This window comes from Pseudomonas sp. R1-7, assembly GCF_051132105.1.
In the GTDB taxonomy this organism is placed as follows: Bacteria; Pseudomonadota; Gammaproteobacteria; order Pseudomonadales; family Pseudomonadaceae; genus Aquipseudomonas.
The window spans coordinates 4461529-4485893 of record NZ_CP071661.1; the positions used below are offsets into that span (position 1 = coordinate 4461529).

Below are 24365 nucleotides of genomic sequence, written 5' to 3' on the forward strand. Positions count from 1 at the left end.
CCCCGGCCCTGAACATGAAACGGGTGCGGTGGATCAGCGGCTGGCCTGCAACGCCCTGGCCATCTCGAGATGGGTTTGCAGCTTGGGCAGCGTTTCGTCAGCGAACGCCTTGATCTCCGGCACATGGGTGGTCTGGGCCTGTTCCTGGATCTGCTCGATGGCTTCCTCAGTGGCCTTGACCTGGCTGGCGGCATAGGCCGCTTCAAACGACTCGCCCTCCGCCACCTGCGGCATCAGGGTCTTGGCCTTGTCCGCCACTTCTTCCCTTGGCGCGACAGGCAAATCGAGTTTCTTGGCGATTTTCGCCAGATGCTGGTTGGCGGTGGTGCGGTCGTTGATCACCATGATGGTGTAGTCCTTGACCTCCCGTGACTCCGCCTTCGAATGCGCCTCACGGCTGGCTTCAATGTCGGCCATGCCTTTGGCGGATGCATCGTTGATGAATTCGACAGGTGACTGGGCCCAGGCACTGTTGGCACCCAGGCCCATCAGCACGACAACACTGGTGGTGCGTAAAAAGGTGGCCATCCGGCTCATGGTCACGCCCTCCTCTAAAAGAAAATGCGATGATTTTTTCCACCGCGCAAATCAGAACCATCACGGATACTCAGCGAGATGTGCGACCCGGCTTGCGGCCAATCTCGGCTTTCAGCGGACTTTTATCGACACTCGCGATGGTGGTTCTCCCACTTTTGCGACCCGCTTCGGACACCTTCGTTCGATCGTGGGCAATGTTTCCCGGATAAATGTTGCTTGGCCCGCGCATGGTCCAGCCCTCCGTATTGCAAGAATGATGGGCACGCGTACCCCGTACTTCATTTGAAATGACCCGGGATTCAAGGTTTGGAAAAAGCGCCGGCGCCACGACGAACGGTGGCTTGAATTCAGATGCCCAAGGCCCGGTGGTTATGGCGCTTGGCTGCGTACATCGCCTCATCGGCGTGGCGGAACAGGGCCACGTCTTCTGTCCCATGGTCGGGAAAACAGGCCACGCCGATGCTCGGCTCGATGTTCAGGCAGTGGCCGTCCAGCCGTAGCGGCTGAGACAATGTTTCGCGGATTTTCTCTTGCACCCTGCCGGCGTCTTCCACGCTATGAATGCTGTGGAGCAACACCACGAACTCATCGCCACCGATGCGCGCAACGGTGTCGGTGTCACGTACGCACCCCTTCAATCGACTGGCGACCGCTTGCAGCAGCATGTCGCCGACGCCATGACCGTAGGTGTCGTTGACCTGCTTGAAACGGTCCAGGTCGATATACAGCAACGCCATCCGCCCGGATGCAACCCGGGCCGTGGCGAGCGCGGCCTTGAAGCGATCGCGCAACAACTCGCGGTTGGGCACTTGGGTCAGTTGGTCGTACTGCGCCATGTGCTGAAGACGTGCGTGCAGTTGCTGGCGCTCGATGGCCAGGGTGATCTGGGCACAGACATATTGCAGCAGTTCCTTATCCTGCTCCGTATAGCGCTCGCTGTCCGGGGCGCTCTTGACGATCAACGCACCGATTGTGCTGCTCTGGGAATTGAGCGGCACGCCCAGCCAGCAAGGCGCATCGGGCTTCGCCACGAGATCGCAGAACTCCACGGGCGACGCGCTGCAACCGGGCGTGAGCAGGATCGGCTGACCACTGCGTATCACTTCGGCACATAAGCGCCCGACCGCCGTACCCGGCAGCTCGGGCTCACGCTCCCGATCGTCGACGTGGTAGGCAAAGTTGAGTTGTTCGCACTCTTCGTCATACAACGCCACCGAGAAATTCAGCGCCGGCAGCCATTCGCCAATAATGAAGTGGATACGCTTGAACAACGCCAGCAAATCAGCGGCAGCGTGGGCCGCCTCGGAGACGGCATATAACGCAGCCTGCCGGGACTCCGCCTGCTTGCGCTCGGTGATGTCGCGGGCCACGGCGATGCGCAGTTGGTCAGCCTCGGACCAGCGCGCCGACCACAGGATATGCACCACCCCACCGTCCTTGCGCAGGTAGCGATTCTCGAAATTGAGCTTGGGCTCGCCCTCCATGACCTCTCGCGCGGCATCCAGGGTTCGCTGACGGTCGGCGGGATGCACCAGGTCGATCATCGCCCGGCCGATCAGCTCTTGGGGGGTGTAGCCGAGAATACGCTCGCAGGCGGCGCTGACGAACACGAAGCGCCCCTGGGCATCGACAGCGCACACAGCGTCGAGCAGCAGATCGAGGTAACTGGCCAACGGCGTGGAATATCGAGTGTCCATGGCGCGCAAGCCGTCCGGATAATGAGGCAATGGGCGAACCGGGTCATCACCCGTTCACGACGCCAATAGGGCATGCGAAGCCGACGCGCACCCCTCGGCACTGATGAGGATAGCGCAGGGTGTCGACAGATGGTTACCCAGACGCCTGAAGATAGCAAACGTCCCAGGCGCGGGGATCGGGCGCAGCTCCGACACGGCAGACGGATTTCCCGTCCAAGCCCCTAGGCAGGGTCCTACGCAGAAATCTCCAGTCACACTCAAACACACCGGAATCGGCCGATTCAAATCCTCCCCTCCCAGTCTGTAAAGTCTGGAAACACAAGCCCCCACGGACAGTAACCCTCAACCAAGGAATGTACTCACACCATGAACCAGACTGCGCAGCCCACTCAGCACTTCAATAACTATCGCAAAATCATTTCCCTGGCCGACCAGGATTGGCAGAACGCCGAAAGCGGCAGAATTGCCGGACTGAACGTCGAGGTCCAGTCGCCCAACGTCCTCGTCGACCAATATGGTCGTACCTTGCATCACTTCTGCACCACGTCGTACCTGGGCCTGGACTATCACCCCGCCTTGCTGGATGGCGCCATGATGACGCTATGGGAAACCGGGACCCTGCGTGTCGCCAATTCAAAAAACCGCAGTCGGCTGGCAATCCTGGACCAGTACGAAACCCAGCTATCGGAACTGTTCGGTGCCAGTTGCCTCAGTGCGCTGTCATGCAGCGCGGCGAGCGCAGGGATCCTGCCACTGTTGGCCAGTGGCGCGCTAACCGGCAACCGTCCGCCGCTGATGGTGTTCGACAAGCAGGCCCACTACTCGATGAACCACCTCAAGGCCGCGTGCGCCGATGAAACCGAGGTCATTACCTGCCCGCATAACGACATGGATTTTCTCGAGGACGCGTGCAAACGCCGGAATAACGTGGCCTACGTGACTGACGGCGCCTACAGCATGGGTGGCATGGCGGACCTGGACAGCCTGCTGTATCTCAAGCAGCGTTATGGCCTGTTTCTTTATCTGGACGATTCCCACGCCCTGTCAACCGTCGGGGCTGGCGGCATGGGCCTGGTGCGCTCGCGGATCCACGCAGTGGATGAGCGAATCCTGATTGTTGCCTCGCTGGCCAAGTCATTCGGGGCCAGCGGTGGGCTGGCCATGTTCGGCAACGAACGGCACAAGACGCTGGTGCAACGCTACGGCGGCCCGGCCAATTGGTCGCAGAGCCTCAACTCAGCGGCTATTGGCGCAGGCATGGCCTCGATCCGTTTGCATCGCAGCCCGGAATTCCATGCCCTGCAAGAGCGCTTGCAGGCTAATATCCGCTTCTTCGACAGCCTCATCCGCACCGAACAGTATGCAAGCCCCATGGCGATCCGGCTGGTGCGCTGCGGTGAGGCAGCCCTGGCCACTCGGCTGGCGGTCGAGTTGGCCGACCTGGGGTATTTCACTTCAGCGGTATTTTTCCCGGTGGTACCCCAAGACAAGGCCGCGATCCGCATCACCTTGCGGGCCGACATGGAGCCGGAGGTGATTCGTTCCTTCTGCGAACGGCTCACCGATCTTTTGGTAGCCAACGGACGTGACATCTGTTCTTGAAACGAGCCCTTGATGAAAAACCGTACAACGCTGATCGTCACTTGCACCACGGTCTTCCTGGCACAGCTGGGCATGAGCATTTACCTACCGGCCCTGCCGGACATTGCCCAGGCCCTGGGCGCCGATGCGTCCCGAGTGTCGTGGGGCTTGTCGGTGTACCTGATCGGCATGGCCCTGCCGATGCTGACGTGGGGCAGCCTGAGCCAGCGCATTGGGCGCAAGCCTGTGCTATTGGCGGCATTGACGCTGTACGGCCTGGGGAACCTGGCGTTGCCGTTGGGCACGACGATCGAAACGTTCCTGGCGTTCAGGTTGATCCAGGGCATCGGCGCCAGCGGCATTTCTGTGATGGCACGGGTGTTGATCCGTGACAGCTTCAGCGGCGACTTGCTGGCCAAGGCCTTGTCCTGGATATCGATTGCCTTTGTGGTTGCCCTCGGCATCGGTCAGTATCTCGGCTCGCTGATCCAGGCTGCGTTTGGGTGGGAAGCGATTTTCCTCGGCTTGGGCGCGGCCAGCCTGGTCATGGCCGCCGCCGTGTCGACGGCAACATTCCCGGTGCTTGCCGAAGGTAGCAACGGACAATCAGCGTGGAGGATCTATGGACAGATACTCCAGCATCGCGGTTTTCTGCTGCCAGCCTTGGCGGGCGGCTTGGGCTACGGCGTGATCATCGCCTTCAACACCGCCGCGCCGCTGATTCTGCAAGAGAGCTTCCACTGGTCGCCCATTGAGTACGGGCTGTTGGGCTGGCCGATCAGCGCGGCGTATTTGCTGGGCGCGCTCGCGGTGAACGCTTTTGTGCTGCGCACGGGCCAGCGGCGGCTGATGGGCTGGGGCATCGCCCTGGTAGTGGGCGGCAGCGCGACCATGCTGGCAGGAAGCGTTTCACTGAGCAGCGTCGCGCTTGTGTTCTGGTTGCCGTACTGCTTCGCGGTGTTTGGCCAGTCGCTGAACTATCCGATCAGCCTGTCGCTGGCAAACGAAGGCTCGCCGATCGCCGGCGCCTACGCCATGGCATTGAGCGGTTTCCTGCATCAGTTGATGGCTTCGGTGATCGGTGCGATGGCCAGCCTGTTGTTGAGCCAACAGGCCTGGCCACTGGCGGTGCTGTGCACTTTGTTAGCGGTGGCGGCGATGTTGTGCGCAAGGTTCACGCCGCCCCGGGTCGCTTAGAAAGCGCTGCGGAAAATTTCCTCGATTTGCCGCTGGTCCGCCGCCCGCGGGTTGGTCAGGCCGCATGCGTCTTTCAAGGCATTGGCAGCCAGCACCGGCACGTCATTGAGGCGCATCCCCAACTCCCGCAAGCCTGCTGGGATATCCACGTCCACGGCCAGGCTGCGAATCGCCGCAATGGCGGCCTGCGCGCCTTCTTCAGGGCTGAACCCGCGAATATCGCCCCCCATGGCATGGGCTACGTCCGTCAGCCGGACGGCACATACCATGGCATTGAAACTCTGCACATGGGGCAGCAATACGGCGTTGCATACACCATGAGGCAAGTCATAGAAGCCGCCCAACTGATGCGCCATCGCATGCACAAAACCCAGAGAAGCATTATTGAACGCCATCCCCGCGAGAAACTGTGCGTAAGCCATATTCTCCCGTGCCGCCAAGTCGTTGCCGTCACGCACGGCCAGACGCAGGTTGTTGCTGATCAATGTAATCGCTTTAAGGGCACAGGCGTCGGTGATGGGCGTAGCGGCCGTGGAGACATAAGCCTCGATCGCGTGAGTCAACGCATCCATGCCGGTGGCGGCGGTCAAGCCCTTGGGCATCGCCACCATCAGGGCCGGATCGTTGACCGACATCAGCGGCGTTACGTTACGGTCGACGATGGCCATTTTCACGTGGCGCGTCTCGTCGGTGATGATGCAGAAACGGGTCATTTCACTGGCGGTGCCCGCCGTGGTGTTGATGGCAATCAAGGGCAGCTGCGGCTTGCTCGAACGGTCGACGCCTTCGTAGTCACGGATCTGTCCACCGTTGGTCGCGCACAACGCGATGCCCTTCGCGCAGTCATGGGGGGAGCCGCCGCCCAGCGACACGATGAAATCGCATCGGGTTTCTTTCAGCAAACCCAGCCCGAGCTCAACGTTGGCAATGCTCGGGTTGGGCTTGGCGCCGTCGTAGATCACCGCGTCGACATCCTGGATCGCCAGCAATTCGGCCACTTTGGCGGCAACACCGGCCTTCGCCAATCCCACGTCGGTGACGATAAGCGCCTTGCGAAAACCATAGTTGCGGATGGCGGTCATTGCCTCGTCGAGGCAACCCAGGCCCATGATGTTCACGGCTGGAATGAAAAAAGTGCTGCTCATGGGGACACGCTCCTGAAAGAGGCCGGATCGGCAGGGGCGTACAGGATTGACCGACTGGTCACAACGTATCTTGATCTGGCTCAAGACTGGGTCGTGATAAAGTCACGCCCTGCCTTTGCCACGTTTTGAGATAACTTTCGCGATGACCGATTTGCAGGAATACGACGCCCGGCTCGAAGAGTGGGAGACCTTGCGCGCCAACACCCTCTTCAGTGGCTTGTTAGTGGGCAATGGCGCCAGCCGCGCCGTGTGGGACGATTTCGGCTACGACTCATTGTTCGAGAATGCCCGTACCGTCGAGGAAAAACCCTTGGGCGCATCGGAACTGAGCGTGTTCGACGCGCTGCAAACGCGCAGTTTCGAGCAGGTACTTGGGTCGCTGAAGACCACCAGCCGGGTCAACAAGGCCCTGGCCGTCAGCTCCGCCGCGCCGCGCAATCGCTATTACGCGATCAAGGAAGCGCTGATCAACACCGTACACGCCGTGCATATTCCTTGGCGGCTGGTACAACCCTCGACCCTGGCGAGCCTGAACCAGGAACTGGGGCGCTACCGCACGGTGTTCACCACCAACTACGATTTGCTGAGCTATTGGGCGCTACAGCACACGCCAGGGACGTTCACCGATCTGTTCCTGGGCGCCGATCACAGCTTCGACCTGAGCCAGACCCACCTCGACAAACCTCGCCTCCTGTACCTGCACGGTGGCCTGCACCTGGTGCGCAACCAGGACGGGACGGCACGCAAGCTCACGTCCACCGAAGGCACGCTGCTGGGCAGTTTCGCCATCAACAACACCATCAAGACCCTAGACGATGTGCCGTTGCTGGTCAGCGAAGGCACGAGCGAGGACAAGCTCAAGACCATCCGCAGCAGCGACTATCTGTCGTTCTGCTACGACCAACTGCTGCACCATCACGGCAACCTTTGCCTGTTCGGCCACGCCCTGGGCGAGCAAGACAGCCACATCGTCCACGCCTTGCGCCAGGCCGCGCCGAAAACCGTTGCCATCTCGATCTACCCGCGCAGCCAGGCGTTCATCCAGCACCAGAAACGGCATTACGCCAAGCTATTCCAGGGGCTGGACACTGAGTTGCGCTTTTTCGATGCCAAGAGCCATCCCCTGGGCGATCCGAAGTTGACGGTGCCGGTGGAGGTCTAGCCTCTCGATGGCGCCTATGATGGCGCCTATAAGGTAATCGCCGTACCTAGCAACGTCAGGAACCCCGCCAGCCAGTTCGGGTGCGCTGGCCAGGCCGGGGCCGTGGCCAGGTTGCCCTGGACGTGGCCTTCGGTCACCGGGATGTCGATGAACGTCCCGCCAGCCAAGCGCACTTCCGGGGCACAGGCCGGATAGGCACTGCACTCGCGCCCTTCCAGGATGCCCGCCGCCGCCAGCAACTGCGCACCGTGGCACACCGCCGCGATAGGCTTGCCCGCCAGGTCAAAATCGCGCACCAGCTGCAGGACTTTTTCGTTCAGTCGCAAGTATTCCGGTGCTCGGCCACCGGGCACCAGCAACGCATCGTAGTCGCTCGCCTCGACGCCGGCGAAGTCATGGTTGAGGGCGAACAGATGTCCTGGTTTTTCGCTGTAGGTCTGGTCGCCCTCGAAGTCGTGAATCGCCGTGCGGACAGTCTGCCCAGACGTCTTGTCCGGGCAGACGGCGTGGACGGTGTGGCCGATCATCTGCAACGCCTGGAACGGCACCATGACTTCGTAATCTTCGACGTAATCGCCGACCAGCATGAGGATTTTCTTGGCGGCCATGGAATGGGCTCCTTTGGAATGCGTGAGGGTGGACGCATTAAAGGTAGACCGCCGTAACGACAGCCCGCCATTAACTGACAGACTGCACATCAACAATGGCAGATGAACCTGTGGGAGCGGGGCAAACGATCAAGCGAGGTAGCCATCCGCCCGCAGCAGCGTTTCGAGGCAGTGCTCGGTGATGTGGTAGAAGGCCTTGAGTTCTTCGATCTTGGCGAGCAGTTCGGCCGGTTGCACCGGTTCGGCGCGCTTGACGGCCAGAATCATCTTGTTTTTGTTGGTGTGGTCCAGGGAAATGAATTCGAACACCTTGGTCTCGTAGCCACACGCTTCGAGGAACAGCGCCCGCAGGCTATCGGTGACCATTTCCGCCTGTTGGCCCAGATGCAGGCCGTATTGCAACATCGGCTTGAGCAGCGCCGGGCTCTGGATTTGCAGGCGGATCTGCTTGTGGCAGCACGGCGAGCACATGATGATCGAGGCGCCCGAGCGGATGCCCATGTGGATGGCGTAGTCGGTGGCGATGTCACAGGCGTGCAAGGCGATCATCACATCCACCGCGCTCGGTGCCACGCTGCGCACGTCGCCATGCTGGAAGCTCAGGCCCGGGTGCTCGAGCCGGGCGGCGGCCTCGTTGCACAGCTTGACCATATCCTCGCGCAGTTCGACGCCGGTGACCACGCCTTCGGCCTGCAAGGTGTTGCGCAAGTAATCATGGATGGCGAAGGTCAGGTAGCCCTTGCCCGAGCCGAAATCCGAGACTCGCACCGGTTTGTCCAAGGCCAATGGCGAAGACGTGAGGGCGTGGCTGAAGACCTCGATGAACTTGTTGATCTGCTTCCACTTGCGCGACATTGCCGGAATCAGCTCATGCTTGTGGTTGGTCACGCCCAGGTCGGCCAGAAAGGGTCGGCTCAGGTCGAGGAAGCGGTTCTTCTCGCGGTTATGCCCGGCGGACGGCACCTCCCGTAGCTGCTGGGGCTTGCTCTTGAACAGCGAGCTCTTGCCCTTCTTGCTGTATTCCAGCTGCGCCTCGTCGGTGACAGACAGCAAATGCGCGTTCTTGAACGAAGCCGGCAACAGCGCGGCGACGGTCTCCGCGCCTTCTGCCAGAGAAAAATTCTTGGTGATGTCTCGCGTCTTGTAGCGGTAGACGAAGGACAAGCACGGCTGATCCTTGACCGTCAGTTGCTTGATGATCAACCGCTGCAGATCAGGTTCGTCACCGGCGTACTTGGCCAGCACCAGCTTGATGAACGCGTTTTGCTCGAGGCTGGCTTGCAGCAGTTCGATGAACTGAGCGTGGTGATCCGGCGCGGGACGGGCGGGAGTTGCGGTGGTGGACATGGAAAAGCGGCCTCGGTGCGGGCGGATCGGGAATGGCGGGTATTTTAGGGGGGATCGGATGCCGGGGCACGGGGAATTTCCTCAACGGTGCGAGATGCGCAGCGCAATCCAGGTGGCAGCGCGCTTTCGCCATGGTGTCCGGCAGCAAATCACTCAGCCCAACACCACCAACCGATTCGGCAGTTCATTACGCGCATGGGTCACCGGCACGTGTTCCTTGAGCAGTTCGCCGCAAGCCTCGATGCACGTCACGAAACCCTGCAACGTCTGCCCCTGGCGAACCTGCTGGGTAAACGCAGTGACAATGGCATCCCAATGGCTGTTGTCGAGTCGCTTGGAAATGCCTTCGTCCACCAGGATCTCCACATAGCGCTCGGCCTCGCAGACGAAGATGAGCATGCCGGTGCTGCCGACGGTGTGATGCAGGTTCTGTTCGAGGAATTGCCGGCGCGCCAGGTTGGATGCCCGCCAGTGGCGTACGGAACGAGGAATCAAGTGGGTCGTGATGGCAGGAATGCGAAACACCAGGCACAACACGATGAAACTGGCCCACTGCACCCACAGCAGACTGTGCATAGTCAACCAGCCCGTCAGGTAATGCAGGATGCCGGGCACCACCAGCGCCAGCAAGCTGGCCCACAACAATGGGATGTAGGCGTAGTCGTCGGCGCGGGCGGCAAGCACCGTGACCAGCTCGGCGTCGGTGTCGCGCTCGACCCGAGCGATGGCCTCGGCCACTTTGCGCTGTTCGTGTTCAGTCAGTAATGCCATGTGTTAAAAAATCCGCTCATTATTGTTGTCACCAGCCGCCCGACGAACCACCGCCACCGAAACTGCCTCCCCCGCCACTGAAGCCGCCGCCTCCGCCGCCTCCGAAGCCACCACCGCCGCCTCTGTAACTGCTACCGCCGGAACCGCCGCCGCTGGGCAGGATACCGAGCATCTGGCAGACGAATATCGTCAGGATGAAAAGCATCGCCAGGAAGATGAACAACCCTGGGTGGCGCTCGACGAAGTCGCCCTCGTCCTGACCGTCCCCGCTGTACGCCGCGGCCGGTTCATCGAGGGGGCTGCCGCCCAACACCACGAGCATTGCCGCCACGCCGTCACTGATGCCCTTGTTGAAATTGCCCGTCTTGAACGCCGGAGTGATCACCTGATTGATGATCACTGAACTCTGGGCGTCAGTCAGGCGGTCTTCCAGGCCGTAGCCAACTTCGATGCGCAGTCTACGGTCATCGCGCGCCACGATCAGCAGCGCGCCGTTGTTCTTGTCTTTTTGCCCGATGCCCCAGTGGCGGCCCAATTGGTAGCCGAAGTCTTCGATGCTGGCGCCTTGAAGATCGGCCAGCGTGACGATGACCACTTGTTCCCCGGTTGCCTGTTCATGGGCCTTGAGTTGCGCATCGAGTTGCGAGCGCACCGACGGATCGAGCATCTGGGCGGTGTCCACCACCCGGCCGGTCAGCGCCGGGAAGCTCAATTGGGCCTGGGAGGTGGCTGCAAATACCCAGAGCAACAGCACCAGGCCAAACTTCAACACTCGCATCGCAACTCCTGTGTGGGAGTGAGCCCGCTCCCACAGTTTTTTCAGAACTTCACTTCAGGGGCTTTCTCGGCATTCGGGCTGGTGGCCTCGAAGGTCTCGCGAATCGGCAAATCGCTGTACATCACGCTGTGCCAAAGGCGTCCCGGGAAGGTGCGGATCTCGGTGTTGTACTTTTGCACCGCGAGGATAAAGTCGCGACGCGCCACGGCGATGCGGTTCTCGGTGCCTTCGAGTTGCGATTGCAGCGCCAGGAAGTTCTGGTTGGCCTTCAGGTCCGGGTAGCGCTCGGACACCACCATCAAGCGGCTCAATGCGCCACTCAACTGATCCTGGGCTTGCTGGAATTGCTTGAGTTTCTCCGGATTATCCAGCGTGCTGGCATCAACCTGGATCGAGGTGGCCTTGGCCCGGGCTTCGATCACCGCCGTCAGGGTTTCCTGCTCATGCTGGGCATAACCCTTGACGGTTTCCACCAGGTTGGGAATCAGGTCGGCGCGGCGCTGATATTGATTCTGCACTTGGCCCCAGGCCGCCTTGGCCTGCTCGTCCAGGGTCGGGATGTTGTTGATACCGCAACCGGCCAGAAGCGTGGTGAACAGCATCAGCGCCAGCATTTGCAGGCCGCGAGGGTGGTTCAGTCGTGGATTCATCAGGTCGAGCTCTCCCTTGCATTGCATAAAAAAAACACCGCCACCTATCTTGCCGGTGTCTGGGGCATAATCGCCGCCGCACTGGATCGAATCGGGTCTATGGGCTAAAAGATGCGCCGTGCGAAACTAAGTTCATCGGCACAGGCTCGAAAGTATGCCGCATTGAATTGATCACACCTGAACAACAATAGCCGCTCCTCACATTTAGGCTGACCGGCGTGTCCTGATCACCGCCCTTTAGGCTTGCGAGAAAACTATTCATGAAGAAGCTGTGTTTGCTGGGCCTGTTTGTCACTCTGGCCAGTCAATCCGTATTAGCCGACAACCTGCCAGCCCCCATAGAGAACAAGGACGCTTTCATCAGCAACCTGATGAAGCAGATGACCCTCCAAGAGAAAATCGGCCAACTGCGCCTGATCAGCATCGGCCCGGAGATGCCCCGGGAGATGATCCGCAAGGAGATCGCCGCGGGCAACATCGGTGGCACGTTCAACTCCATCACGCGCGATGAGAACCGTCCGATGCAGGACGCGGCCATGCGCAGCCGGCTGAAGATCCCGATGTTCTTCGCCTATGACGTGATCCATGGCCACCGCACGATTTTCCCCATTCCCCTGGCCCTGGCTTCGAGCTGGGACATGGACGCCATCTACCGCTCAGGCCGCGTCGCAGCCAAGGAAGCGGCGGCCGACAGCCTGGACATCACCTTCGCGCCCATGGTCGACATTTCCCGTGACCCACGCTGGGGCCGGACTTCCGAAGGCTTCGGCGAAGACACTTACCTGGTGTCGCGCATTGCCGGGGTGATGGTCAAGGCGTTCCAGGGCACCGGTGCCAACGCGGCCGACAGCATCATGGCCAGCGTCAAGCATTTCGCCCTGTACGGCGCCGTGGAAGGCGGCCGGGACTACAACACCGTGGACATGAGTCCGGTGAAAATGTACCAGGACTACCTGCCGCCCTATCGCGCCGCCATCGATGCCGGCGCGGGCGGGGTGATGGTCGCGCTCAACTCCATCAACGGCGTGCCGGCCACCGCCAACACTTGGCTGATGCACGACCTGTTGCGCAAGGAATGGGACTTCAAGGGCCTGGCCGTCAGCGACCATGGCGCGATTTTCGAACTGATCAAGCACGGCGTCGCCCGGGATGGCCGCGAAGCAGCCAAACTGGCGATCAAGGCCGGCATCGACATGAGCATGAACGACTCGCTCTATGGCAAGGAACTGCCGGGGCTGCTCAAGGCTGGCGAAATCGAGCAGAGCGACATCGACAATGCGGTGCGTGAAGTGCTGGCCGCCAAGTACGACATGGGCCTGTTCAAGGATCCGTACCTGCGAATCGGCAAGGCCGAGGATGACCCGGCCGACGTCTACGCCGACAGCCGCATGCACCGCGCCGATGCCCGCGACGTAGCGCGCCGCAGCCTGGTCCTGCTGGAGAACCGCAACCAGACTCTGCCGCTGAAGAAAACCGCGAAGATCGCCCTGGTCGGCCCGCTGGCCAAGGCGCCGATCGACATGATGGGCAGTTGGGCCGCCGCCGGGCGTCCGGCGCTGTCGGTCACCGTGTACGACGGCATGGCCCGCGCACTGGGCGACGAGTCGAAGCTGATCTACGCCCGCGGGGCCAATATCACCGGCGACAAGAAGGTCCTCGACTACTTGAACTTCCTTAACTTCGACGCCCCTGAAGTCGTGGACGACCCGCGTCCTGCCCAGGTATTGATCGATGAAGCGGTGAAAGCCGCCAAGGAAGCGGACGTGGTCGTGGCCGCCGTGGGCGAGTCCCGTGGCATGTCCCATGAATCGTCCAGCCGCACAGAGCTGAACATTCCCGCCAGCCAGCGCGAGCTGATCAAAGCCCTGAAGGCCACTGGCAAGCCGTTGGTGCTGGTATTGATGAACGGCCGTCCACTGTCGCTGCTGGAAGAAAAACAGCAGGCCGATGCGATCCTGGAAACCTGGTTCAGCGGCACCGAAGGCGGCAACGCCATCGCGGACGTGCTGTTCGGCGACTACAACCCGTCGGGCAAGCTGCCGATCACCTTCCCACGCTCGGTTGGCCAGATTCCTACCTACTACAACCACCTGAGCATCGGTCGGCCGTTCACGCCGGGCAAACCAGGCAACTACACCTCGCAGTACTTCGACGACATCACAGGCCCGTTGTACCCGTTCGGCTATGGCCTGAGCTACACGACGTTCAGCCTGTCGGACATGGCCCTGTCGTCCACCACGCTGAACAAGACCGGCAAACTCGACGCCAGCATCACGCTGGAAAACACCGGCGAGCGCGACGGCGAAACCGTGGTGCAGCTGTACATCCAAGACGTCACCGGCTCAATCATCCGTCCGGTGAAGGAGTTGAAAAACTTCCGCAAGGTGATGCTCAAGGCTGGCGAGAAGAAGGTCATCCACTTCGACATTACCGAAGACGACTTGAAGTTCTTCAACGCCCAGCTCAAGTACGCTGCGGAACCGGGCAAGTTCAACGTGCAGATCGGCCTGGATTCCCAGGAAGTGAAGCAGCAGAGTTTTGAGTTGCTCTGACTCCCAGGCAACACAAACCCATGTGGGAGCGAGCTTGCTCGCGATGCGTCAGATCAGTCACATTGATATCGACTGACACTCCGCCATCGCGAGCAAGCTCGCTCCCACAGTTGTAAATGGGTGTTCGAGCTAACCCCGCCGATCCAGCAAGTTCACCACCACCCGATCCACCAAGCCCCACAACCGCTGCTTGAACCGCTTCCACAGCGGCCGACGCTGCCAGGCGTCGAGGCTCACTTGCAGGCTCTGTTCAAAATCGCGCTCGAAACTGGCGGCCACGGCGCTGCTGAGCCTGGAATCGAGGGCTTCGAGGTTGGCTTCGAGGTTAAAGCGCAGGTTCCAGTGATCGAAATTGCACGAGCCGATACTGACCCAATCGTCCACCAGCACCATTTTCAGATGCAGGAAGCAGGGCTGGTATTCATAGATCTTCACCCCGGCCTTGAGCAGGCGCGGGTAGTAGCGATGGCCTGCGTATCGCACCGACGGATGATCGGTGCGCGGGCCCGTCAGCAGCAGCCGCACATCGATGCCCCGCGCCGCGGCCTTGCGCAGCGAGCGGCGCACGTTCCAGGTCGGCAGGAAATAGGGCGTGGCCATCCAGATGCGTTTCTGGCCGCTGTTCAACGCCCGTGACAGCGATTGCAGGATGTCGCGATGCTGGCGGGCGTCGGCATACGCCACCCGGCCCATGCCCTCGCCCACCGGCGGAACGCGGGGCAGGCGCGGCAAGCCGAAATTGGACGCCGGCTTCCAGGCGCGCCGGTGGCGATTGGCAAGCCACTGGCGATCGAACAGCAACTGCCAATCGAGTACCAGCGGGCCGACGATTTCCACCATCACTTCATGCCAGTCGCTGCGGTCGTCCAAAGGGTTCCAGAACTCGTCGGTGACTCCGGTGCCGCCCACCACCGCCAGGCGTTGGTCGACCAGCAGCAGCTTGCGGTGATCACGGTAGAGATTGCGTACCCAGCGGCGCCAACTCAGGCGGTTATAAAAGCGCAGCTCCACGCCTGCCTGTACCAGGCGATTGCGCAGGCCCAGGGTAAACGCCAGGCTGCCATAGTCATCGAACAGGCAGCGCACGCGAACACCGCGCTCAGCGGCCTGGACAAGGGCCTGGACCATCGCCTCGGCGCAGGCACCCGCTTCCACCAGGTACAACTCCAGCTCGACCTGTTCCTGGGCGCGGGCGATCTCCACCAGCATGCGCGGGAAAAACTGCGGGCCGTCGATCAACAGTTCGAAGCGATTGCCTTCGCGCCAGGGAAAGACCGGGCCGCTCATGTCAGCGCGCCGTGAAAATCAGCACCGCATTCACCGGTACCGACAAGCTGATGGTCGACAATCCGGCCAGGTTGCGCAGCTTTTCCAGGCCCGGCGCCAGATCGAAATCCGCCGCGTTGAGCACCACCGGCTCCAGGGTGACCACTTGGAAACGGCGCTCATCCAGGCGCGTCGCCAGCAGTTGCACGTTGTATTCGTGCTGCTTGCCGTGCAGGTCCACTGTCACCGGCAGGCGCAACTCCAGTTGCGCGCCGTTGGCCAGGTCCTGGATGGGTATCAAGTCGAGCTGCGCAGTGATGGTGGCTTCGGCAAACCGCTTGATCTCGAACAGCTCGGCGCGCATGCGCTCGTCCCGCAGGGGAATGCCGCTGTTGATGGATTCGAGCTCGACCTCCAGCCGTGCCAGGCCCTTGGGCTGGACTTGGCCGTGAAGCACCAGGAAACGCTGGACCTCGGAGACATTGCCGTTTTTGCTGCTGATGAAGGATAGCCGCGAGGATTCACCGTCCAGATACCAGTCGGCCTGGGCCGGCAGCGCGGCGCAAGCCAGGAGCAAGGTGGTGACGACGTGGGAGAAAGACCGCTTGAACATACAGACTCGGGGGTAGATAAACCTGTGGCGAACCTTAACCGGGCCGAGGGCGCTTGCAAACTGTCTGTTGCAACAACGATCAGGACACACAGGTTCTTGTGGCGAGGGGACTTATCCCCTCGCCACAAGGTTCGCGCCGTTTTCGGATTACTCCAACCGACACCCCTGCCGCTCTCCCATCCACCGCGCACTGTGGCTGCGCCCCAAGCCGTTGACGGTGATGCGTTTTGCTTCGACGGTCTCGAGCAAATCGCTGATCGGCACCGACTGCTTCACATAGCCGCGGCAATAGTCGACCGGTTGCAGCATGACATAGCGACACGAACAATATTCCTTCGCGGTATAGGCGCTGATGATGTCGGGAAACGCGCGCAACGCCACCCGTTCCAGCCAGACCCAACCGAACAGGCCGATGAGCGACAACGACATCAAGGCCAGCAACATTTTGCGCGTCATGGCTGCACCGTCCCGGCGAAGGCCGCCATGGCACGCTTGAGCAGCTCGTTGTGGCGGTAGCTGCCGTCGCGGTCATCGCCGTAGCGCACGATCACCAGCCTGGCGCTGGGGATGACATACAGCGCCTGGCCCCAATGGCCCAGGGCGGCGAACGTATCCGGCGGCGCGTCGGGCCACGGGCGGATCGTCGGATCGGCGCCGCGATTGAGCCACCAGTGCCCGCCAGGCACGGCTTCGTCCTGGCCGGCCTGGAACCGGGGGAAAGGCTCGCGGTTGAACGTCACCCAATCCTTGGGAACCAATTGCCGATCGCCCCAACGGCCATCGCGTTGCATCAACAGGCCGACACGTGCCAGGTCCCGCGCCCTCAGGTAAGCGTAGGATGATCCCACGAACGTGCCGCTGGCGTCGGTTTCCCAAGTGGCATTGCGGATCCCCAGGGGTTCGAACAGGGCCGTCCAGGGGTAATCGGGATAACGCGCCGCACCGACGATGTTTTTCAAGGTCGCCGCCAACAGAGTGCTGTCGCCGCTGGAATAACGGAACACCTGCCCAGGCGGGCTGAAGCTGTCGTGCCCGGCGGTGAATGCCGCCATGTCGTGGCGTCCGCGGGTGTAGAGCATCGCCACGACCGAGGAATTGAGCGGCGCGTATTCGTAGCCTTCTTGCCAGTCCAGGCCAGACGCCCAATGAAACAGATCAGCCAGGGTCATGTCCGGGTGTCGCTTCAACGGCGGATAGTACCGGGCTGCCGGATCATCCAGGGCAAAGCGTTTTTCACCGTAGGCCACGCCGAACACCGTCGCCAGCAGGCTTTTGCTGATGGACCAGGTCAGGTGCAGGGTCTGCGCGTCAGTCGGTCCGGCGTAGCGCTCGTAGACCAATCGACCGTCCTGGATAACCAGCAACGCGTCGGTGCGAATGCCTTGGCGGGTGACATCATCCCTGGGCGCAAAAGCGTATTGCTCCAACGCTTCGATGGACGGCCCGCTCGGAGCCTGGTCGGTCGGCCATTGTTCTCCTGGCCAGTCTTCGGCGCGGGCCGTCAGGGTCACCAGCAACAGCGGGAGCAATAACCAGCCTTTGGACATGCGCGGGGCTCGCAGGGATTAACCTGCAGAGCCTAGCCAGACTTGATGACAGTTTGAGTTTTTGGATGTTGCCCGGTGGGTCCGACGCCCGACGGGCTATCCCAACGCCTTGGCCAACCGCTTGGCCCGTGCCCCTGCGGCGATGTCCATCACCGCTTTGTCACGCGTCCACATCTCGCGCCATGGTGCAGGTCCATTGGCCAGGGCGTCGTTCAGTTCAGCATCGAGCCCTTGGAACTGGGCGAACAGGCCACCCAGCAGCACATGGGTGGCAGTGTTCGAAGGATTATGGCGGCTCGTCTCCGCGCACCCGGCGAGCAATGCCAGCAAGCGAAGTTGCAGCGCCTGGGGCCAGTCGCACTCTTGCCCGACGCCATACAACCAGGCGGTCATGGCACTGAGCACATGAAGGTCCTCCAAGGTACGGAACGGTTTGACGTAGGCATCCCAGCCGTCACCCGCCAGCAACTCGCACAACGCGCCATCCAGCAATACCCGGCCATGGCTGATATCCGGCATGAACGGCAGGGCCGGGAGCTTTTCCAGTGTCACCCCCGGCTCGCCTGCATACACCACCGCCAGGCTCAGCCGCGGCGGCTCATCGGGCGCCTCGCATCGGGCCGCGACCAGCAACCACTCGGCAGCATCGCCCGCGGTGACGAAGTCCTTGCGCCCGCTCAGCCGCAAATCGGCGAGTCGGGTCTGCATGTCCGCCGGGCGCAAACTGCGCTGCTCGGTGGCACACAACGCACCGAGGCTTTGCGGCGCACTTGGCCAAAGCGCTCGCAACGCCGCTTGATAGCCCACCAGAAACGCCAGCCCCGGCGTGGCCATCGACCGCGCCCCGACCACGGCCAACTCGAATGGCGTGACCGACCCCAGGCGCTGCATCAACGCAGCATGACCTTCCGCCAGATCCGCACAGGCAGGCAGCCGCTCGCTGCGTTCGATCAGGGTTTGCCAAGGCATCGGGGCCTCCTTCGTGGGCTGTCATATAAGCATCACCAAAGCTTCATGGCGATGACACCGGGGCTACATAGCCTGACTTTGCACAACATGGCTGCATAAAGAAAGTCGATTGGCTCAACCCAAGACGGGAGCACATCCCGCACGGAGATTCGCTATGACTCAGATCGCCCGCATCAGCGACACCGGCAATGAACGCCGCCTGCAAGCCGAACGCCTGATCGGCGCCCAGGCCTTGCAAGAAGCACAGGCCCTGCGCTTCAACGTCTTCAGCGGCGAGTTCAACGCCAAGCTCAAGGGCGCGGAGATGGGTCTGGACATGGATGACTATGATGTTCACTGCGCCCACATCGGCGTACGTGACTTGAACACCGGCCGCCTCGTGGCAACCACTCGCCTGCTCGATCACCAGGCCGCCAGCAGCCTGGGCCGGTTCTACAGCGAAGAAGAATTCAGCCTCCATGGCCTGGTCCATCTCCAGGGCCCGATCCTGGAAATCGGCCGTACCTGCGTCGACCCGGCCTACCGCAACGGCGGCACCATCGCGGTGCTCTGGGGCGAGCTGGCCGAAGTTCTCAACGAAGGCGGCTACAGCTACTTGATGGGTTGCGCGAGCATTCCGATGCAGGACGGTGGCATCCAGGCCCAGGCCATCATGCAGCGCCTGCGCGAGCGCTACCTGTGCACCGAACACCTGCAAGCCGTGCCGAAAAAGCCATTGCCGACCCTGGACGTACCGTCCAACGTCATCGCCGAAATGCCCCCGCTGCTCAAGGCCTACATGCGCCTGGGCGCGAAGATCTGCGGCGAGCCGTGCTGGGACGAAGATTTCCAGGTGGCCGACGTGTTCATCCTGCTCAAGCGCGACGAACTCTGCCCGCGCTACGCCCGTCACTTCAAGGCGGCGGTCTGATGAGCCGGTTGCGGGTGTACGCGCGAATCGCGCGAGTGCTGCTGGTCGTTACCCTGGGCCTGGCCATGGCCAGTGTGTTCGGGTTGCTTGAGCGCCTGGGACTCGCTCATTCGATGGTGCGCCGCCAGCGCTGGTCGCGGTTTTTCATGGCGCGGCTGACCAACGCCCTGCCCTTTCGCGTCACCGTCCACGGACAACTGCCGAAACAGCCGATGCTGTGGGTCAGCAATCACGTGTCCTGGACTGATATCCCGCTGCTGGGCATGCTCACGCCGCTGTCGTTCCTGTCCAAGGCCGAAGTGCGCACCTGGCCGGTGGCCGGATGGTTGGCGGCCAAGGCCGGCAGCCTGTTCATCCGTCGTGGCTCGGGCGACAGCCAGTTGATCCGCAAGCAAATGAGTCGTCATCTGGAGCAGGCCCATCCGCTGCTCATGTTCCCCGAAGGCACCACCACCGACGGCCGCACGCTGCGCACCTTCCACGGTCGCCTGTTGTCGGCGGCCATCGATGCCGATGTCGCATTGCAGCCGGTGGCAATCCGTTATCTGCGCAACGGCGAGCCCGATTCCCTGGCGCCGTTCATTGGCGATGACGATCTGCTGTCGCACCTGATGCGACTGTTCGCCAATGATCTTGGCGATGTGGAAATCCATTTGCTAAAACCCATCGCCTGCAACGGACAGGAGCGTGCGGCCCTGGCTTTCCAGGCACAGCAGGCCGTGCACAGAGCGCTGTTCGGCGAGATGCCCGAGAAGCAGCCAGTGCCGGTGCGTCCGGCGGCGATTGCGGCTTGATCCGTATCCGCATGGGTTTATGGTGTGGCTTGGTTCTGAGCAAAATCCTGGAGCTGAGGATAAAACAACCGAAAGTCTTCACTCAACGGTTCATAGAGCCTGACCAGCTCCTCCTCCGCCCCGGCCAGTTCCTCTGGCCGGGACAGGCGCCGCGAGATGCCGCGCAATACTTGCCCGATCACTTCGAACTCTCGATAAGACCCCAGCCAGTCATCAGCCGCCATGTAAGGTGCGATCTGCGCCAGGCGCCCGGGCAACTGCGGTTCGGCGGCCAGTGCCTGGTAGACGCGGGAGGTGAAATCCATCAGCGGTCCTTCGCCGTACAACGTCCAGTCCCGCGCCAGGCAATGGTCGAAAAACACGTCCAGGACGATTCCGGCATAACGCCGCCTGACCGTGGTAAAGCGCGACAAGGCGATGTCCACCAGCGGATGGCGATCGGTGTACATGTCGATGCGTCGATGCAGCGCAATCGCCGCTTCGATCTGCGGATTGAATTGCCCTTGCAGCGGCCCTTTGACGAAATCGCCATAAAGACTGCCGAGCAGTTGTTCCCGGCCAGGGCCGCCGAGGTGCAGGTGCGCGAGATAGTTCATGACAGGCAGCTTAGCACTGCCGCGTCCATATCGTTATAACCCGATATAGCGATTTGTGCGGTCGTCAGATCAAATACATATTGGTATATCGTGAAGCAACGATTTAAGGTTCGCCTCATCGCGATATAGCGTTATTCATGAGAGCTGCCCCCATGCCCCTCGACCTCGACGAAATAATAAAAGCCCTGGCACACCCAGTACGGCGAGACATCCTCAACTGGCTGAAGGACCCCAAGGTCCAGTTTCCCGAACAGTTGCACAACCACGAATTCGGTATCTGCGCCGGCCAGATCGACCAACGCTGCGGCCTGTCGCAGTCCACGGTTTCCGCGCACCTGGCGGTGTTGCAACGGGCCGGGTTGATCACCAGCCAGAAGGTCGGTCAATGGCACTTCTTCAAACGCAACGAGGAAGTGATCCAGCAGTTCCTCCAGCAAATGAGCCAAGAGCTCTGACTGACAAGGACTCGAAATGCCCCTTTCACTCTTGATCCTGGCGCTGAGCGCCTTTGCCATCGGCACGACAGAGTTCGTCATCATGGGCCTGCTGCCCGACGTGGCGGCGGACCTCGGCGTATCGATTCCTGGCGCTGGCTGGTTGGTGACCGGCTACGCCCTGGGCGTGGCGATCGGTGCGCCGTTCATGGCCCTGGCGACCGCGCGACTGCCGCGCAAGGCTGCGTTGGTAGCGTTGATGGGGATCTTCATCGTCGGCAACCTGCTCTGCGCCGTTGCCAGTGACTACAACGTGCTGATGTTTGCCCGAGTCGTCACCGCCCTCTGCCACGGTGCGTTCTTCGGCATCGGTTCGGTGGTGGCCGCCGGCCTGGTGGCGCCCAACAAGCGCGCCTCGGCCGTGGCCCTGATGTTCACCGGCCTGACCCTGGCCAACGTGCTTGGCGTACCGCTGGGCACCGCATTGGGCCAGCAAGCTGGCTGGCGTTCCACCTTCTGGGCCGTGACGATCATCGGCGTGATTGCCTTGATCGGCCTGATCCGCTTCCTGCCGGCCAAGCGCGACGAGGAAAAACTCGACATGCGTTCCGAGTTGGTGGCGCTCAAGGGCGCTGGCTTGTGGTTGTCGCTGAGCATGACCGCGCTGTTCTCCGCCTCCGTATTCACCTTGTTCACCTACGTCGCCCCGCTGCTGGGCGAAGTCACCGGAGTATCGCCCCGCGGCGTGACCTGGACCCTGGTGCTGATCGGCCTCGGCTTGACCCTGGGCAACATCATCGGCGGCAAGCTGGCTGACAAGAGCCTGGCGAACACGCTGATGGGCGTCTTCCTGACCATGGCCGTGGTGTCCACCGTACTGAGCTGGACCAGCGTCGCGCTGATCCCGACGGAAATTACCTTGTTCCTCTGGGCCACAGCCTGCTTCGCCGCCGTGCCGGCCTTGCAAGTCAACGTGGTGACCTTCGGCAAAGACGCGCCCAACCTGGTGTCCACCCTGAACATCGGTGCCTTCAACATTGGCAATGCCTTGGGCGCCTGGGTCGGCGGCACTGTCATCGACCATGGCCTGGGCCTGACCACCGTGCCCCTCGCCGCCGGCGCGCTGGCCGTTCTGGCACTGCTGGTGACCCTGATCACTTTCCGCCAGGGCGGCCATGCCGACCTGGCACCTGCCACTCTCTGACTTTTAATCCTTCACTTGCGAGGTTGTATTTCATGGCAACAATTTTCGACCCCATCAAACTCGGCGACATCGAGCTGAAGAACCGCATCATCATGGCCCCGCTCACCCGTTGCCGCGCCGACGCCGGACGCGTGCCCAACGCGTTGATGGCCGAGTACTACGTGCAACGCGCCTCCGCCGGCCTGATCCTCAGCGAAGCCACCTCCGTCACGCCGATGGGCGTGGGTTACCCGGACACTCCAGGCATCTGGTCCAACGACCAGGTACGCGGCTGGGCCAACGTGACCAAAGCGATCCACGGCGCCGGCGGCAAGATCTTCCTGCAACTCTGGCACGTGGGCCGGATCTCCCACCCGTCCTACCTGAACGGTGAGCTGCCGGTGGCACCGAGCGCTATCCAGCCCAAGGGCCACGTGAGCCTGGTTCGCCCATTGGCCGACTACCCGACGCCGCGCGCGCTGGAAACCGCTGAGATCGCCGATATCGTCGACGCCTACCGCGTCGGTGCCGAAAACGCAAAGGCGGCCGGTTTCGACGGCGTGGAAATCCACGGCGCCAACGGCTACCTGCTTGACCAGTTCCTGCAAAGCAGCACCAACCAGCGTACCGATCAATATGGCGGCTCCCTGGAGAACCGCGCCCGCCTGCTGCTGGAAGTGACCGACGCGGCCATCGAAGTCTGGGGCGCCGGCCGGGTTGGTGTGCATCTGGCACCCCGCGCCGACTCCCATGACATGGGCGACGAAAACCGCCTGGAAACCTTCAGCTACGTGGCTAGCGAGCTGGGTAAACGTGGCATCGCCTTTATCTGCTCCCGCGAGAAAGAAGGCGACGACAGCATCGGCCCACAACTCAAGCAAGCCTTCGGCGGCCCGTACATTGCCAACGAACGCTTTACCAAAGAGAGCGCCAATGCCTGGCTTGCCGAAGGCAAGGCTGACGCCGTGGCATTCGGCGTGCCGTTCATTGCCAACCCGGATTTGCCGGCACGCTTGAAAGCCGACGCGCCATTGAACGAGCCGCATCCGGAAACGTTCTATGGAAAAGGCCCGGTGGGTTATATCGATTACCCAGTACTTTAATAACCCGTTAAAACAACAAAGCCCTGACACTTTGGTCAGGGCTTTTTTATTTAGTTAAATATCCAGTCAAGCATTCGAGCTTTCCAGAATCCTTTGAATCTTCCATATTGATGCGGCACACACATCAACCGACCGAGTGTGCCCAACATTAATCATTTTATATTGAGACGGAACTCGACATGAATCCCGCTACGGAAAGCGCCCCTCAGGCAGACACAAGTCCTTTTGAGGAATTGCTGAAGAATTTCAATTACGCGCCTCTTGAGGTCCTGCGCGAATATGCAGCCTCTCTCGGCACGGACGATCACATGGAGTTGCTCAGGGCCCTGGCCATGCAGGCGCAAATGAAAGACGAAGTGGACAACAAGGTAGAGGTCTGGGAGAGAGAAAGCCTTCGCCGAAACAGAACCCGCCTTATTATAAGAATCAACAATTACACCCATCACGCCTTTGCAGCGCGCTCAGACAACCTCGACTTAAGTCTCGACGATCGAAACTTCATTGATCTTCGCCCCTGGGACTGCATGACCTTTAAAGTCGACTACACGTACGTTAGGGAATTGGGCAGCCACAGCAAAGATATTTATAAAAGCTTCATTAACTTCGGCGACAACGCACTGGGTTTCCGCTTCGACTTTGGCTTACGCGTCAATACGTCCTTTGGCTTCTTTTCGCCGACACTGACGCCCGTGCGAACAGCGAGGGCGATGGCCACTGGCACGACCCCGGTCAACTGTTCGACGCGCATCACTCATGCGCCGAATGAAGAGCCTTACCGTTTTACAGTGGAGCTCACTCTGACCTGAAGAAAACAGCCCCGCCAGCAGGCTTGGCGGGGCGCCGACCAGCCCGTTCGGGGCTGACAAGTCGACTTCGTTTCCTGAAGGAAACAAATTTCCTACAAAATTCGCCGTCGATTGCCTGT

General features: G+C 61.3%; 24 protein-coding genes. 10 read left to right on the plus strand and 14 right to left on the minus strand.

The features are described 5' to 3' along the window. Window positions 1–33 precede the first annotated feature (33 nt). Together J3P79_RS19895 and J3P79_RS19900 are read right to left on the minus strand one after the other, a co-directional pair. The gene (locus tag J3P79_RS19895) at window positions 34–537 is read right to left on the minus strand and encodes a DUF4142 domain-containing protein (RefSeq protein WP_434605290.1); all 504 of its coding nucleotides are present in this window, start codon (window positions 535–537) and stop codon (window positions 34–36) included. A gap of 347 nt (window positions 538–884) precedes the next feature. Further along, window positions 885–2234 (minus strand): diguanylate cyclase domain-containing protein, encoded by a 1350-nt coding sequence (locus J3P79_RS19900; RefSeq protein WP_434605291.1) that lies wholly within the window; start codon window positions 2232–2234, stop codon window positions 885–887. Between the two features lie 366 nt (window positions 2235–2600). Between J3P79_RS19900 and J3P79_RS19905 the strand changes: the two genes are divergently transcribed. Further along, entirely contained in the window at window positions 2601–3836 is a 1236-nt protein-coding gene (locus tag J3P79_RS19905) for an aminotransferase class I/II-fold pyridoxal phosphate-dependent enzyme (protein ID WP_434605292.1), read from the plus strand. A 12-nt stretch (window positions 3837–3848) separates the two neighbouring features. After that, window positions 3849–5012, plus strand: coding sequence for a multidrug effflux MFS transporter (locus J3P79_RS19910; protein ID WP_434605293.1), 1164 nt, complete (start codon window positions 3849–3851; stop codon window positions 5010–5012). Here J3P79_RS19910 and yiaY read toward each other — a convergent pair. Then, a complete protein-coding gene (gene yiaY, locus J3P79_RS19915) occupies window positions 5009–6157 on the minus strand; it encodes an L-threonine dehydrogenase (RefSeq protein WP_434605294.1) in 1149 nt (382 codons plus the stop codon). The two genes, J3P79_RS19910 and yiaY, sit on opposite strands and share 4 nt — an antisense overlap. 142 nt (window positions 6158–6299) lie before the next feature. Here yiaY and J3P79_RS19920 point away from each other — a divergent pair, with 142 nt between their 5' ends. Next, window positions 6300–7319, plus strand: coding sequence for a DUF4917 family protein (locus J3P79_RS19920; RefSeq protein ID WP_434605295.1), 1020 nt, complete (start codon window positions 6300–6302; stop codon window positions 7317–7319). 26 nt (window positions 7320–7345) lie between these two features. Here the strand turns inward: J3P79_RS19920 and J3P79_RS19925 are convergent, their stop codons facing one another. From J3P79_RS19925 to J3P79_RS19945, 5 genes are all read right to left on the minus strand, one after another. Further along, window positions 7346–7927 (minus strand): DJ-1/PfpI family protein, encoded by a 582-nt coding sequence (locus J3P79_RS19925; RefSeq protein ID WP_434605296.1) that lies wholly within the window; start codon window positions 7925–7927, stop codon window positions 7346–7348. A gap of 129 nt (window positions 7928–8056) precedes the next feature. Continuing rightward, window positions 8057–9274, minus strand: a complete 1218-nt coding sequence (locus tag J3P79_RS19930) for a class I SAM-dependent methyltransferase (protein ID WP_434605297.1) — start codon at window positions 9272–9274, stop codon at window positions 8057–8059. Window positions 9275–9427: 153 nt separating this feature from the next. Continuing rightward, window positions 9428–10045 (minus strand): TPM domain-containing protein, encoded by a 618-nt coding sequence (locus tag J3P79_RS19935; protein WP_434605298.1) that lies wholly within the window; start codon window positions 10043–10045, stop codon window positions 9428–9430. A 28-nt stretch (window positions 10046–10073) separates the two neighbouring features. Continuing rightward, on the minus strand, window positions 10074–10823 hold the full coding sequence (locus J3P79_RS19940) for a TPM domain-containing protein (protein ID WP_434605299.1): 750 nt from the start codon (window positions 10821–10823) through the stop codon (window positions 10074–10076). A gap of 41 nt (window positions 10824–10864) precedes the next feature. Then, complete coding sequence (locus J3P79_RS19945; RefSeq protein ID WP_434605300.1) at window positions 10865–11473, minus strand: LemA family protein; 609 nt, start codon at window positions 11471–11473, stop codon at window positions 10865–10867. Between the two features lie 260 nt (window positions 11474–11733). On the opposite strand from J3P79_RS19945, the gene bglX reads away from it, so the two are divergent. Then, a complete protein-coding gene (bglX, locus tag J3P79_RS19950; RefSeq protein ID WP_434605302.1) occupies window positions 11734–14025 on the plus strand; it encodes a beta-glucosidase BglX in 2292 nt (763 codons plus the stop codon). 129 nt (window positions 14026–14154) lie between these two features. Here the strand turns inward: bglX and J3P79_RS19955 are convergent, their stop codons facing one another. The 5 genes from J3P79_RS19955 to J3P79_RS19975 form a co-directional block, all read right to left on the minus strand. Further along, the gene (locus tag J3P79_RS19955; RefSeq protein WP_434605303.1) at window positions 14155–15312 is read right to left on the minus strand and encodes a phospholipase D-like domain-containing protein; all 1158 of its coding nucleotides are present in this window, start codon (window positions 15310–15312) and stop codon (window positions 14155–14157) included. 1 nt (window position 15313) lies between these two features. Next, window positions 15314–15904: a YceI family protein gene (locus J3P79_RS19960; RefSeq protein WP_325918280.1), complete on the minus strand. Its 591-nt coding sequence runs from the start codon at window positions 15902–15904 to the stop codon at window positions 15314–15316. A 147-nt stretch (window positions 15905–16051) separates the two neighbouring features. After that, a complete protein-coding gene (locus tag J3P79_RS19965) occupies window positions 16052–16360 on the minus strand; it encodes an amidase (RefSeq protein ID WP_434605304.1) in 309 nt (102 codons plus the stop codon). Continuing rightward, window positions 16357–17451, minus strand: a complete 1095-nt coding sequence (locus J3P79_RS19970; protein ID WP_434605305.1) for a serine hydrolase domain-containing protein — start codon at window positions 17449–17451, stop codon at window positions 16357–16359. The genes J3P79_RS19965 and J3P79_RS19970 overlap by 4 nt, the downstream gene beginning before the upstream one ends. 96 nt (window positions 17452–17547) lie before the next feature. Further along, window positions 17548–18420 carry an acyl-CoA dehydrogenase gene (locus tag J3P79_RS19975; RefSeq protein WP_434605306.1) on the minus strand — a complete coding sequence of 291 codons (873 nt, stop codon included), beginning with the start codon at window positions 18418–18420 and terminating at the stop codon, window positions 17548–17550. A 154-nt stretch (window positions 18421–18574) separates the two neighbouring features. Between J3P79_RS19975 and olsB the strand changes: the two genes are divergently transcribed. Together olsB and J3P79_RS19985 are read left to right on the plus strand one after the other, a co-directional pair. Next, on the plus strand, window positions 18575–19330 hold the full coding sequence (gene olsB, locus J3P79_RS19980) for an L-ornithine N(alpha)-acyltransferase (RefSeq protein ID WP_434605307.1): 756 nt from the start codon (window positions 18575–18577) through the stop codon (window positions 19328–19330). Further along, window positions 19330–20124 (plus strand): lysophospholipid acyltransferase family protein, encoded by a 795-nt coding sequence (locus tag J3P79_RS19985; protein WP_434605308.1) that lies wholly within the window; start codon window positions 19330–19332, stop codon window positions 20122–20124. The genes olsB and J3P79_RS19985 overlap by 1 nt, the downstream gene beginning before the upstream one ends. A gap of 17 nt (window positions 20125–20141) precedes the next feature. Here J3P79_RS19985 and J3P79_RS19990 read toward each other — a convergent pair whose 3' ends face one another. Further along, window positions 20142–20720 (minus strand): ACP phosphodiesterase, encoded by a 579-nt coding sequence (locus J3P79_RS19990; RefSeq protein WP_434605309.1) that lies wholly within the window; start codon window positions 20718–20720, stop codon window positions 20142–20144. Window positions 20721–20872: 152 nt separating this feature from the next. On the opposite strand from J3P79_RS19990, the gene J3P79_RS19995 reads away from it, so the two are divergent. From J3P79_RS19995 to J3P79_RS20010, 4 genes are all read left to right on the plus strand, one after another. Next, the gene (locus tag J3P79_RS19995; protein ID WP_434605310.1) at window positions 20873–21175 is read left to right on the plus strand and encodes an ArsR/SmtB family transcription factor; all 303 of its coding nucleotides are present in this window, start codon (window positions 20873–20875) and stop codon (window positions 21173–21175) included. Between the two features lie 16 nt (window positions 21176–21191). Next, window positions 21192–22358: an MFS transporter gene (locus J3P79_RS20000; protein ID WP_434605311.1), complete on the plus strand. Its 1167-nt coding sequence runs from the start codon at window positions 21192–21194 to the stop codon at window positions 22356–22358. Between the two features lie 32 nt (window positions 22359–22390). After that, window positions 22391–23440, plus strand: coding sequence for an alkene reductase (locus J3P79_RS20005; RefSeq protein WP_434605312.1), 1050 nt, complete (start codon window positions 22391–22393; stop codon window positions 23438–23440). 179 nt (window positions 23441–23619) lie between these two features. Continuing rightward, the gene (locus tag J3P79_RS20010) at window positions 23620–24246 is read left to right on the plus strand and encodes a hypothetical protein (protein ID WP_434605313.1); all 627 of its coding nucleotides are present in this window, start codon (window positions 23620–23622) and stop codon (window positions 24244–24246) included. Window positions 24247–24365 lie beyond the last annotated feature (119 nt).